This window comes from Gammaproteobacteria bacterium (assembly GCA_037388465.1).
Lineage (GTDB): Bacteria > Pseudomonadota > Gammaproteobacteria > SpSt-1174 > SpSt-1174 > JARRKE01.
Map to the genome: position 1 here is coordinate 31,484 of JARRKE010000017.1, position 11,788 is coordinate 43,271.

The 11,788-nt window shown below is 63.6% G+C and carries 12 protein-coding genes; 3 read left to right on the forward strand and 9 right to left on the reverse strand.

Annotation, left to right across the window (positions count from 1 at the left end; genetic code table 11):
* Positions 1-13 precede the first annotated feature (13 nt).
* Positions 14-1,342, reverse strand: coding sequence for an ATP-dependent RNA helicase RhlB (gene rhlB, locus P8Y64_05455; protein ID MEJ2059918.1), 1,329 nt, complete (start codon positions 1,340-1,342; stop codon positions 14-16).
* A 255-nt stretch (positions 1,343-1,597) separates the two neighbouring features.
* On the opposite strand from rhlB, the gene trxA reads away from it, so the two are divergent.
* Both trxA and rho read left to right on the forward strand, forming a co-directional pair.
* Entirely contained in the window at positions 1,598-1,924 is a 327-nt protein-coding gene (gene trxA / locus P8Y64_05460) for a thioredoxin TrxA (GenBank protein MEJ2059919.1), read from the forward strand.
* A gap of 201 nt (positions 1,925-2,125) precedes the next feature.
* Positions 2,126-3,385: a transcription termination factor Rho gene (gene rho, locus P8Y64_05465; protein MEJ2059920.1), complete on the forward strand. Its 1,260-nt coding sequence runs from the start codon at positions 2,126-2,128 to the stop codon at positions 3,383-3,385.
* Between the two features lie 45 nt (positions 3,386-3,430).
* Here the strand turns inward: rho and P8Y64_05470 are convergent, their stop codons facing one another.
* The 5 genes from P8Y64_05470 to hemW all read right to left on the reverse strand — a co-directional run bounded on the left by P8Y64_05470 (position 3,431) and on the right by hemW (position 8,929).
* Complete coding sequence (locus tag P8Y64_05470; GenBank protein MEJ2059921.1) at positions 3,431-5,905, reverse strand: glycogen/starch/alpha-glucan phosphorylase; 2,475 nt, start codon at positions 5,903-5,905, stop codon at positions 3,431-3,433.
* 63 nt (positions 5,906-5,968) lie between these two features.
* Positions 5,969-7,255, reverse strand: coding sequence for a phosphoribosylamine--glycine ligase (gene purD, locus P8Y64_05475; protein ID MEJ2059922.1), 1,287 nt, complete (start codon positions 7,253-7,255; stop codon positions 5,969-5,971).
* A gap of 66 nt (positions 7,256-7,321) precedes the next feature.
* A complete protein-coding gene (locus P8Y64_05480; protein MEJ2059923.1) occupies positions 7,322-7,573 on the reverse strand; it encodes a transcriptional antiterminator, Rof in 252 nt (83 codons plus the stop codon).
* Entirely contained in the window at positions 7,573-7,770 is a 198-nt protein-coding gene (locus tag P8Y64_05485; GenBank protein MEJ2059924.1) for a CPXCG motif-containing cysteine-rich protein, read from the reverse strand. The genes P8Y64_05480 and P8Y64_05485 overlap by 1 nt, the downstream gene beginning before the upstream one ends.
* Positions 7,763-8,929: a radical SAM family heme chaperone HemW gene (gene hemW, locus P8Y64_05490; protein MEJ2059925.1), complete on the reverse strand. Its 1,167-nt coding sequence runs from the start codon at positions 8,927-8,929 to the stop codon at positions 7,763-7,765. Before hemW ends, P8Y64_05485 begins: the two co-directional genes overlap by 8 nt.
* 64 nt (positions 8,930-8,993) lie before the next feature.
* Here hemW and P8Y64_05495 point away from each other — a divergent pair, with 64 nt between their 5' ends.
* Positions 8,994-9,809, forward strand: a complete 816-nt coding sequence (locus P8Y64_05495) for a hypothetical protein (protein MEJ2059926.1) — start codon at positions 8,994-8,996, stop codon at positions 9,807-9,809.
* Here the strand turns inward: P8Y64_05495 and rdgB are convergent.
* The 3 genes from rdgB to P8Y64_05510 form a co-directional block, all read right to left on the reverse strand.
* Positions 9,806-10,417 carry an RdgB/HAM1 family non-canonical purine NTP pyrophosphatase gene (gene rdgB / locus P8Y64_05500; protein ID MEJ2059927.1) on the reverse strand — a complete coding sequence of 204 codons (612 nt, stop codon included), beginning with the start codon at positions 10,415-10,417 and terminating at the stop codon, positions 9,806-9,808. The two genes, P8Y64_05495 and rdgB, sit on opposite strands and share 4 nt — an antisense overlap.
* 5 nt (positions 10,418-10,422) lie before the next feature.
* The gene (gene rph, locus P8Y64_05505; protein ID MEJ2059928.1) at positions 10,423-11,139 is read right to left on the reverse strand and encodes a ribonuclease PH; all 717 of its coding nucleotides are present in this window, start codon (positions 11,137-11,139) and stop codon (positions 10,423-10,425) included.
* Between the two features lie 172 nt (positions 11,140-11,311).
* A partial coding sequence (locus tag P8Y64_05510) for a c-type cytochrome (protein MEJ2059929.1) occupies positions 11,312-11,788 on the reverse strand: 477 nt, incomplete at its 5' end.

Consider the following 11,788-nt stretch of genomic DNA (forward strand, 5'->3'; position numbering starts at 1 on the left):
CGCCTGAATAGCCTCAGTCGTGCTGCTCGGGCGTCGGGCGCCGTCCGCGGCGCGAGCGGCGGCGTTTGTTGCCGGGCGCGCCTTCCTTCGGGGCATGCGCGGATTTGGGTTTGCCGCCTGAGCCGTGTGGGCGGTCCTTGGGTTTTGCATGCCTGACGCGCGGCTGCGGTTTGACCAGCAGTGCCGGATCGACCGATTCCATATCGATGCGCGTGCCGATGTATTCCTCGATCTCCGGCAGATAAAAGGCCGTGTCCTCGCAGGCGAAGCTGATGGCGTCGCCTTCCGCACCCGCACGGGCGGTGCGTCCGATGCGGTGGACGTAATCCTCGCCCGATTGGGGCAGGTCGTAATTGAATACGTGCGAGACATCGGGGATGTGCAGGCCGCGGGCCGCAACGTCGGTGGCGACCATCACCGTGGCCTCGCCGGCGGCAAAGGCCTTGAGCAGATGCTGGCGCTTTTTCTGCGGCACGTCGCCGGACAGCAGCGCGACGTGGTAGCCGTTGCCTTCCAGGTAGGAGGCGACGTACTCCGCGCTGCGCTTGGTATTGGTGAACACAATGCTGCGTTCGGGCTTGTCGGCCGCCAGCAGGCCCAGCAACAGGGGAATCTTCTCCTCGTTGGCGGGGTAGTACACGCGCTGGCGGACCCGTTCCGCGGTCATCTGCTCGGCCTCGATGCGCACCGTTTCAGGGTTGTTCATGTGCTCATAGGCCAGCTCCATGACGCGGTAGGAGAGCGTGGCGGAGAACAGCATGGAAAGCCGCTGTTCGGGTGGCGGACAGCGGCGCATCAGAAAACGGATGTCCTTGATGAAGCCGAGATCGAACATGCGGTCGGCCTCGTCCAGCACCACCACCTCGGCGGCGCGCAGGTCGAAGACCCGTTGCTTGAAGTAATCGATGATGCGCCCCGGCGTGCCGATCAGGATGTCGATGCCTTCCTCCAGCTGGCGGCGCTGCTTTTCGTAGTCCACGCCGCCGTACACCAGACCCAGCGTGAGCGGCACGTGCCGGCCGAGCGCCTCGGCGTCCTTGTGGATCTGGATGGCAAGCTCGCGGGTCGGCGCCAGGATCAGCGCGCGCGGCTGGTTGGCGCGGCGCTCGGGGGGCGCCTCCCTGTTCAGCAGGCGGTTAAAGCAGGCGATGAGGAATGCGGCCGTTTTGCCGGTGCCGGTCTGGGCCTGCCCCGCCACATCGTGGCCCGCTAGGGCGACGGGCAGGGTGGCGGCCTGGATGGGGGTGCAACGGGTGAAGCCTGTATCATGCAGGCCCTGGAGGATTGCATCCTGGATCCCCAGGGAATCGAAGCGGGTATCTGTCAAATGTCTTTCTGTCATGGCGGCGTAGCATAGCCGTGTACGAGGCAAAAGAGCAAAACGGCCGCCAGGGCATGAGCCGGCCCGGTTCAGATGTGTTTCGGTTTCCGGCCGCCAGGATGCGGTGTATCAGGCTTGAAAAGGGGGGATGAATAGGCACAGAATATCGAAACAGCCAAAAATCCCTCCCGCCCCGTATTCCATATCCATCCTTGTGAGCATCTTTTTTGGCGCGAGGTTATGCTGCGCGAAATCCACCTAATGGAGGTTTGAAGCGTGAGTGAGCAAATCGCTTATGTCACCGACGACAGTTTCGAACAGGACGTTCTGAATTCCAGCGTTCCCGTCCTGGTCGACTATTGGGCCGAGTGGTGTGGCCCCTGCAAGATGATTGCCCCGATTCTGGACGAGATTTCCGAGGAATATGCCGGACGGATTCAGATCGCCAAGCTCAATATCGATGAAAATCCGGCCACGCCGCCCAAGTACGGCATTCGCGGCATTCCGACATTGATGCTGTTCAAGAACGGCCAGGTCGAAGCCACCAAGGTAGGCGCCCTGTCCAAGTCCCAACTGACCGCCTTTCTGGATCAGAACATCTGATTGATGGACGCCGTCCGGCTTCGCCGGCGAGGCTGGACGGCGTGAATGTGACGTGCTAATTTATGCTGACGCCTCGCTCAGCGAAGGCCGCTCCGCCGTACCCCGGCTCGCAATCTCCTGATAACAAAATCACCTACCAGGTCCCCCGGTTCCATGCCGGGAGTTGTCTCCAACTACGCGCTGTTTATCTCAAGCCAATCGATGAATCTCACGGAATTGAAGAAGAAGACGGCCTCAGAGCTGTCTGAAATCGCCAATGAAATCGGTGTAGAGGGTGTTTCCCGTTCTCGCAAACAGGACATCATCTTCGGCATCCTCAAGGGTCTCGCCAAGAAAGGCGAAGACATCTTCGGGGATGGCGTACTGGAGATTCTCCAGGACGGATTCGGTTTCCTGCGCTCGGCAGACAGTTCTTACATGGCCGGACCGGACGACATCTATGTGTCGCCCAGCCAGATCCGCCGTTTCGGACTGCGTACCGGCGACACCATCTCCGGCAAGATCCGCCCGCCCAAGGAAAGCGAGCGCTACTTCGCCATGCTCAAGGTCGACGAGATCAACTTCGAGCGGCCGGAAGTGGCGAAGCACAAGATCCTGTTCGAGAACCTCACCCCGCTACATGCCGACGAACGCCTGCGCATGGAGCGCGGCAACGGCAGTACCGAGGACATTACCGCGCGCGTTATCGATATCGTGGCGCCGTTCGGTAAAGGGCAGCGCGGACTGATCGTCTCTCCGCCGAAGGCGGGTAAGACGATGATGCTGCAGAACATCGCCCAGAGCATCGCCTCCAACTATCCGGAGTGCGACCTCATCGTGCTGCTCATCGACGAACGCCCGGAAGAGGTGACCGAGATGCAGCGCATGGTGCGCGGCGAGGTGGTTTCCAGCACCTTCGACGAGCCGGCCTCGCGCCACGTCCAGGTCGCCGAGATGGTGATCGAAAAGGCCAAGCGGCTGGTCGAGCACAAACGCGACGTCGTCATCCTGCTCGATTCCATCACCCGTCTGGCGCGCGCCTACAACACGGTGATTCCCTCCTCGGGCAAGGTGCTCACCGGCGGTGTCGACGCCAACGCCCTGCATCGTCCCAAGCGCTTCTTCGGGGCGGCGCGCAATATCGAGGAAGGCGGTTCGCTCACCATCATCGCCACCGCGCTCATCGACACCGGCTCCAAGATGGACGAGGTGATCTACGAGGAATTCAAGGGCACCGGCAACATGGAGATCCACCTGGATCGCCGCATTGCCGAAAAACGCATCTATCCCGCCATCAACATCAACCGTTCGGGCACCCGCCGCGAGGAACTGCTGACCGATCAGGAAGAACTGCAGAAGCTGTGGATTCTGCGCAAGTTCCTGCACGACATGGACGATCTGGCGGCGATGGAGTTCCTGCTCGATCGCCTGCAAAAGACCAAGACCAACGGCGAATTCTTCGATGCCATGAAGCGCTCCTGACGGAGCGCCGCGCTGCGCCCGGCCCGGGTAGGGGCCGGTTCGCGTTCAGACGAAGCAGGTCGGCGTCAGATTCCAGATCTGATCCGAATACTCCTTGACCGTCCTGTCGATCGAGAATTTCCCCATGCGCGCGGTATTCAGCATGGCCCTGCGCGTCCACGCCTCCTGATCCCGGTAGAGAAGGTCGACCTGCGCCTGTACGGCGACGTAATCGGCGTAGTCGGCCAGCACCAGATAGGGATCGACCTCCATCAACTGCTTGGCGATGCCGCGGTGAAGTTCGGGCTCCTCGGGGGAGAAAAAGCCCTCGACGATCATGTCCAGCGCCTGTTTGAGGTGGGCGTTCGATTCGTAGTAATGGCGCGGCGAATAGCCCTGGCTGCGCAGTGAGGCCACTTCCTCGGTACGCAGTCCGAACAGGAAGAAATTGTCCTCGCCAACCTCTTCGCGTATCTCGATGTTGGCGCCGTCCAGGGTGCCGATGGTCAGCGCCCCATTGAGCGACAACTTCATGTTGCCGGTGCCCGAGGCCTCCGTGCCGGCGGTGGAAATCTGTTCCGACAGGTCGGCGGCCGGGATGATGATGGAGGCCAGGCTGACGCTGTAGTTGGGCAAAAACACCAGTCTGAGCCGGTCGCCGACAGCAGGGTCGTTGTTGATGACATCCGCCACGTCGTTGATCAGATAGATGATGCGCTTGGCAAATTCATAGCCCGGTGCCGCCTTGCCGCCAAAGATCACCACCCGAGGCACCCGTTCGGTATATTCGCCGGCGCGGATCAGGTTGTAGAGGGTGATCACGTGCAGCAGATTGAGCAGCTGGCGCTTGTATTCGTGGATTCGCTTGATCTGCACGTCGAACAGCGCCTCGGGATTGACCTCGATACCGGTGCGTGCGCGGATCTCCTCGGCGAGGGCGTGCTTGTTGGCGAGCTTCACCTCGCGGAATGCATGCCGGCAGGCTTCGTCGTCGATTGACGACTCGAACTGGCGGATCAGGTCGAGGTCGCTGGCCCAGTCACCCTGAATGTAGTTGCGCAGCAGGTTGCGCAGGCCGGGATTGGCCTGGTGCAGCCACAGGCGCGGGGTGATGCCGTTGGTGATGTTCAGGAACCGCTCGGGGAACAGTTCGTAGAAATCCTTGAACAGGTTGTCGGTCAGCAGCCGGGAGTGCAGTGCCGCCACCCCGTTGACGGCATGACTGCCGAAGATGGCCAGGTAGGCCATGCGCACCTGACGCCCGTGCCCTTCATCGATCAGCGACATGCGCTGCACCCGGTCGATGTCGCCGGGATAGTGGTGACGCACCAGGGTGAGCAGGTCGTGGTTGATCTGGTAGATGATCTGCATGTGGCGCGGCAGCACGGCCTCCATGAGCGCAACCGGCCAGACCTCCAGCGCCTCGGGCATCAGGGTGTGGTTGGTATAGGCGAAGGTCCGTACGCACAGATCCCAGGCCTTGGTCCATTCCAGCTGATACTCGTCCACCAGCAGGCGCATCATTTCCGCCACGGCGATCGCCGGATGCGTGTCGTTCAGCTGAATGGCGACGTAATCCGGCAGTTCGGTGATGTCGTGCCCTTCGCGCAGCAGCCGGTCCAGGATGTCCTGCAGCGAGGCGCTGACGAAGAAGTATTCCTGCTTCAGGCGCAGCTCGCGGCCGATGGCGGTGGCATCGTTGGGGTAGAGCACCTTGGAGATGGTTTCGGACTGGTTCTTGTCCTCCACCGCGCCCACGTAGTCGCCGACGTTGAAGTAGGTCAGGTCGAAGTCGCGCGAGGCCTTGGCCGCCCACAAACGCAGGTTGTTGACGTTCTTGTTGCCGTAGCCGGGTATGGAATAGTCGTAGGCCATGGCCATGACGGTCTCGCCGTCCTCCCACACGTGCACCACGCCGTCGTGAGGCAGATGATGCTCGGTGACCTGACCGTAAAAACGCACCTCGTAGAGATGGTCGGAGCGGGGGTACTCCCAGGGATTGCCGTAACGCAGCCAGTTGTCCGGGTGCTCGATCTGCTGGCCGTTGTCGATCTCCTGGTGGAACATGCCGAACTCGTAGCGGATGCCGTAGCCGATGGCCGGGTAGCAGTGCGTGGCCAGGGAGTCGAGTATGCAGGCCGCCAGGCGCCCCAGGCCGCCGTTGCCGAGCGCGGCGTCCGGCTCCAGGGCCTCGATGGTGTGCAGGTCGACGCCGAGTTCTTCCAGTGCCTCGCAGGCCGCACCGAAGAAGCCCATGTTGAGCAGGCCGTTGATCAGCATGCGTCCGATCAGGAATTCCATGGACAGGTAGTAGACGCGTTTGACGCCTTCTTCCTGGTAGTGGCGCTTGGTGTACATGCGCCGTTCGATCATGTGGTCGCGCGCCACGATGGAAACCGCGTGCAGCCAGTCGCGCGCGGTGGCCTCCAGCGGGTCCTTGCCCACGGCGTGGATCAGGCGCTCGCGGATCAGGTGCTTGAGCGTCTGCGCATCGCAGGCGAGCGGAGTATGTTCGGAGGAAACCGGTTGTGGACTGCTCATGGCCTGACCTCGTGTAGAAACCCTAAGGGTATATCCATGAGTTAAGCAAATGCCGTGCCGCGCTCAACCCGTTTGGCGCTGGAGGGCGCGATATCCGATGTCACTGCGATAGAACATCCCGTCCCAGTGAACGGCGGCAGCCAGCTCGTAGGCGCGCGCGTGTGCGGCACGGATATCCTCGCCCAGCCCCACGGCACACAGGACGCGTCCGCCGTTGGTCAGAATACGTCCATTCTCCTCGCGGGTGCCAGCGTGGAATATCTTGGCATCCTCCGCCTCGGTTTGGGGCAGGCCATGGATTTCATCGCCTTTACGGTAGCTGTCGGGATAGCCTCCGGCGGCCAGCACCACGCCGAGTGCGACGCGTGCGTCCCATTCCGCCTTTTCCCGGTCCAGGCGGCCGTCGAGCGCGGCTTCTACGTGGTCGATCAGGTCGGAGCGCAGGCGCATCATGATGGGCTGGGTCTCGGGGTCGCCGAAGCGGCAGTTGAACTCCAGCACCTTGGGCGTGCCTTCTGCGTCGATCATCAGGCCGGCGTATAAAAATCCGGTGTAAGGCGTGCCTTCCAGCGCCAGTCCCTTGACGGTGGGTTCGATGACCTCGCGCAGGATCCGGTCGTGAATCTCGGGGGTGACCACCGGTGCCGGCGAATAGGCGCCCATGCCGCCGGTATTGGGGCCGGTGTCCCCTTCGTCACGCGCCTTGTGGTCCTGCGAGGTGGCCATGGGCAGCACGTGCTCGCCGTCCACCATGCAGATGAAGCTGGCCTCCTCGCCGCGCAGGAATTCCTCGATCACCACGCGGTGTCCCGCTTCGCCGAAGGCGTTGCCGGCGAGCATGTCCTTGACCGCCGCCTGTGCCTCCTCGACGGTCTGCGCCAGGATCACCCCCTTGCCAGCGGCCAGGCCGTCGGCCTTCACCACGATGGGCGCGCCCCGGTCATGAATGAAGTCCATGGCCTCGTCCAGGTCGGTGAAGGCGCCGTAGGCGGCGGTGGGGATGTTGTGCCGGGCCAGAAAGTCCTTGGCGAAGGTCTTGGAGCCTTCGAGCTGGGCCGCGGTCCGGGTCGGGCCGAAGATGCGCAGGCCCCCGTCGGTGAAGGTGTCCACGATACCCGCAACCAGCGGGGCCTCGGGGCCGACGACAGTGAGGTCGATGCCCTCGTCCGCCGCAAAGGCGAACAGCGCCGGGATGTCCTCGGCGCCGATGGCGACGTTGGTTATCTTGGGTTCATGCGCCGTGCCGGGGTTGCCCGGCGCGACGAATACCTGCGTGACCCGGGGTGAACGGGCGATTTTCCAGGCCAGCGCGTGTTCGCGTCCGCCGCCGCCGACTACCAGTACCTTCATCGTTTCAGCCCTCGTGATAGGGCGCAAAATCTTACGAAGTTTGAGGGCGTTTGTCTTGTCGGCGTTTCAGTCGACCAGGCCGACCGGTTCGGCGTGACGTATCCGGTCCAGGCGCAGGACGCGGCGCGATCCTTCCTGATTGCGGGCAATCAGGAACTCCGCATGGGTGCGGGTACGCAGATCGAGCGGGATGAGGGTTTCGACGTGCGCGACGCCACGGGCGCCCCGCCAGCTGACGCGCAGCGCCTGCCCGCGCAGGATGGCGAGTTCGTAGCGGCTGTAATCGGCGCAGGAGATGGGGATGTATTCGTTGGACATCAGTCGTTCTCGCGGCGTACCTGAATGAGGTCGATGCGTCCGTCGGGCTGCACACGGTAGTCGATCAGGATCGGTGCACAGCAGGTAGGGCAGTCCTCGACAGTCTGCTGGCTGCCGGCGCTGATGTCGACCTCACAGGTCAGATGTACCCCGCAATAGGGGCAGGTCAGGGTGAGATATTGCAGCGGCTCAGTCATGCCCCGACAAGAACAGCGCGACGAGGTCGTTGTGAAAGCGGCGGCCCAGTTCGGTGGGGCGGTATTGTGTGCCTTCGGCGGTCAGCAGGCCGCGTTCGCAGGCCTGGTCCAGGATCGGCTGCACGCTGTCCAGCGGCAGGCCGGCGCGCGCCGGGAACAGGCCGGCATCGAATCCGGCGTTCAGGCGCAGCGCATTGAGCATGAACTCGAAGGGCAGGTCGTATTCCGGTACCGCACTGCGATCGCTGCTGGCCGAACCTTCCCGGGCCGAACGCATGTACTGCTCGGGTTGCCGATGCTTGCGGGTGCGTAGCACTTCTCCCCCCGCCGGGTCGGTGAGCTTCCCGTGCGCACCGGCGCCCAGCCCAAGATAGTCGCCGAACTCCCAGTAGTTCAGATTGTGCCGGCACTGGTGCCGGCCGCGTGCGTAGGCGGACACTTCATACTGAGTATAGCCAGCCTGTTCCAGGATGATGCGTCCCTGTTCGGTGATGTCCCACAGCGTGTCTTCGTCGGGCAACTGCGGCGGGTATTTGTGGAATTGCGTGTTCGGTTCCAGCGTCAGCTGGTAGTAGGACAGATGCGTCGGTTCGCAGGCGATGGCCGCTTCCAGATCACGGCGGGCCTGTTTGGCGTCCTGACCGGGCAGGCCGTGCATCAGGTCCAGATTGAGATTGTCGAAACCGGCGGCACGGGCGATGTCGACGGCGCGCAGCGCCTCGCTCGCACTGTGTATGCGTCCCAGGCGTTCGAGCTGCGCATCGTCCAGGCTCTGGACGCCGATGGACAGGCGGTTCACGCCCGCCGCACGGTAGTCGGCGAAACGGGCCTGTTCGAAGGTGCCGGGATTGGCCTCCAGGGTGATCTCCACGTCGGGACGCAACGGTAATCGCGCACGCAGACCTTCGAGCAGCGCGGCGATGCCTTCGGCCGAGAACAGGCTGGGCGTTCCGCCGCCGATGAACACGCTTTCGATGCGCCGCCCCCAGATGCCGGGCAGTTCGGCCTCCAGGTCGGCGAACAGGGCATCCAGGTAGCGCCGCTCATCCACGCCGTCCGGTGCGGCGTGCGAATTGAAGTCGCAATAAGGGCATTTGCGCACGCACCAGGGAAGATGGACGTACACGCTCAGGGGGATTGGCGCAGAAAAACTTGCCATGAAGGATGGAATCAAGGTGCAGGTCTGGTAAATTCTAGGCCACTTGGCATGAACGGGGGCTCAAGTGCCCGTAATCAATCTCTCATTCTTTTCCATACTTGTCTTCAGCGCGACGTGGATACTGCCGGCCGTACTGGTCGGCGTCGTCATCATTGCCGCACCCTATCTGTGGGCTGCGGCGAATGCGCGTATGAAGTTCGTCATGCCGGCACTGCCCACCATCGATCCGTTGTCCAAGGACGCCGAAAACGACGACATCCTCGGTCATTTCAATCAGTTCACGCCGGTGCTGGAGCGTCTGGGTTTCGCCAGCTACGGCGACTATTCGGTCACCGACTACCTGCCCAATATGTGGATGGCGCTGCGCCTGTTCCTCAACCGCAAGACACACGAGGCGGCCGGCGTGCTGTATTTGCGCGAAAGCCAGCCCAAAGGCCGGGTGCGCACCGCGCGCATGCTCGTTTTCGTGACCGACTTCATTCACGACCGCAGCATCATGACCCTGAACGGGGATCATCTCAGCCTGTTCGCCAACGGCGCCAACTGGCGGCAGGTGCATGTGCCCGACCTGAACACGGTGGAGCTGCTGTACCGCATTCACCACATCAACGGCAGCCGTTTTGCCCCCGGCGCGATGAAGATCATGACCCCGGTGGGGCGGGAGGTCGCGTGGCTGCACGAGGCCCTGCTCAGGCCGGTGCAGACCCAGGTCGAGCTGGACCGTATGCGCCTGAGCCGCGGGGGAACGCATTATCACCTGACCTGGTCCGGGGCGGCCTCGTTCGCCTGGAAAGGGCTGTGGCCGTTCAAGTCGAAGCGCGCCAGGCGGTTGCATCGTGAATCCGAGGCGTTGATCCGCTTCGCCAGCGAACACATCTAACCGCCGCCAGGCGGGGACAGCTGCGCCAGCAGTTGATGCAGGGCCTGGGCACGGTGACTCAGGCGGTTCTTCTCCTCGGCCGGCAGTTCGGCCGCGCTGCAGTTCATTTCCGGCACGAAGAACAGCGGATCGTAACCGAAGCCGCCGCTGCCGCGCGGTGCGTGCAGGATGCGGCCCGCCCAGCGCCCTTCGGCGATCACGGGGGAGGGGTCTTCGGCATGCCTCATGAACACGATCACACAGCGGTAGGCGGCTGTGCGCGCCTCGTCCGGCGCTTCGGCCAGTGCCTGCAGCAGCTTGCGATTGTTGGCCTCGTCATCGCCCTGGGCGCCCGCGTAGCGGGCCGAATAAATGCCGGGCGCACCGTTGAGGGCATCGACCTCGATGCCGGAGTCGTCGGCAATGGCGGGCAGACCCGTGTGACGGGCGGCGTTGCGCGCCTTGAGGATGGCGTTTTCGACAAAGCTCAGGCCGGTCTCTTCCGCCTCGGGAACCCCGAAATCGGATTGGGGCAGGACTTCCCAGCCGGCCGGTTCGAGCAGGGCACGCAGTTCACGCAGCTTGCCCGCGTTGCCGCTGGCCAGCACGGCGCGCTGTTGAGCCGCCATTGGAATCAGCTGGCCAGCGCCTCGCGCTGGGCCTGGATGATGTGCTCGATGCCGTTCGCGGCGAGGTCGAGCATGGCGTCGAGTTCTTCGCGGCGGAAGGCATGCCCTTCGGCGGTACCCTGCACCTCGATGAAGTGGCCGGCGTCGTTCATGACCACGTTCATGTCGGTTTCGGCCTCGGAGTCCTCGGCATAGTCGAGGTCGAGTACCGGCACGCCGTCGAAGATGCCCACCGAGACGGATGCGATCATGCCGTGCAGCGGATTCTTCTTCAGCAGCTTCGCCGCCTGCAACCCGCCGATGGCGTCACACAGGGCCACGTAGCCGCCGCTGATGGAGGCCGTGCGGGTGCCACCGTCGGCCTGCAGCACGTCGCAGTCGATGGTGATCTGGCGCTCACCCAGCGCTTCCAGATCGACTCCCGCACGCAGGGAACGGCCGATCAGGCGCTGGATTTCCAGGGTGCGGCCGCCCTGCCTGCCGCGCGCGGCCTCGCGCGCCATGCGTGTGCCGGTGGAGCGCGGCAGCATGCCGTATTCGGCGGTCACCCAGCCCTGGTTCTTGCCCTTGAGAAAAAACGGGACGCGCTCCTCGACAGTGGCGGTGCACAGCACGCGGGTTTCGCCGAATTCGACCAGTACCGAGCCTTCGGCATGGCGGGTGTAATGGCGGGTAAAACGAATCTCGCGAAGCTGGTCCGGTTGGCGGCCACTGGGTCGCATCACAAATCCCCTCTGTTAATGAGGGGCGGCATTATAGGCGTGGGGGCTGGGGGAGGCCAGCGAGGCCCGGTCCGGTTGGCGGCCACTGGGTCGCATCACAAATCCCCTCTGTTAATGAGGGGCGGCATTATAGGCGTGGGGGCTGGGGGAGGCCAGCGAGGCCCGGCTCCCCTCAGTGCTGCGCCAGAGGGTCGGGATAGGGGTGGGCTCCCAGGATCTTGCCGCGTTCCTTGTGGCCGTACAGGCAGTCGTGCCGGTGGTAGCGCATCTGGGTTTCCTCCACGCTACCCACGAAGCGGGGGTCCTGCGGGCGTTCGTGGCTGTCGATGTAGGCGGCCACGTCCCAGGCCTGCTGGACGGACAGCGTATCGGGTTGTCCGAGTGGCATATTGGCGTGGACGAAGCCGGCCGCAACGTTGAGTTCGTGCATGCCGGCGCCCCAGTTGTAGGCATCCGGCCCCCACAGCGGCGGAAAGGCGTAGTGCCGGCTGTCCAGCTTGGTTCCCCGTCCGTGGGCCCCGTGACAAAGAGCGCAGTCGGCCTCATAGACCTGTTTGCCGCGGGCGATGCTCGGCGCCCGGTCCGGTTCGGCGATGGGCGGATAGCCCGCGCCCTTTAGGGCCACGCCCTTGGGGGCGCCGGTGGCGAG

Bases quoted from the DNA above. Each gene is read 5' to 3' on its own strand.
- rhlB (MEJ2059918.1), bottom strand. From the start codon at position 1,342: ATGACAGAAAGACATTTGACAGATACCCGCTTCGATTCCCTGGGGATC.
- rho (MEJ2059920.1), top strand. From the start codon at position 2,126: ATGAATCTCACGGAATTGAAGAAGAAGACGGCCTCAGAGCTGTCTGAA.
- P8Y64_05470 (MEJ2059921.1), bottom strand. From the start codon at position 5,905: ATGAGCAGTCCACAACCGGTTTCCTCCGAACATACTCCGCTCGCCTGC.
- purD (MEJ2059922.1), bottom strand. From the start codon at position 7,255: ATGAAGGTACTGGTAGTCGGCGGCGGCGGACGCGAACACGCGCTGGCC.
- P8Y64_05480 (MEJ2059923.1), bottom strand. From the start codon at position 7,573: ATGTCCAACGAATACATCCCCATCTCCTGCGCCGATTACAGCCGCTAC.
- P8Y64_05485 (MEJ2059924.1), bottom strand. From the start codon at position 7,770: ATGACTGAGCCGCTGCAATATCTCACCCTGACCTGCCCCTATTGCGGG.
- hemW (MEJ2059925.1), bottom strand. From the start codon at position 8,929: ATGGCAAGTTTTTCTGCGCCAATCCCCCTGAGCGTGTACGTCCATCTT.
- rdgB (MEJ2059927.1), bottom strand. From the start codon at position 10,417: ATGGCGGCTCAACAGCGCGCCGTGCTGGCCAGCGGCAACGCGGGCAAG.
- rph (MEJ2059928.1), bottom strand. From the start codon at position 11,139: ATGCGACCCAGTGGCCGCCAACCGGACCAGCTTCGCGAGATTCGTTTT.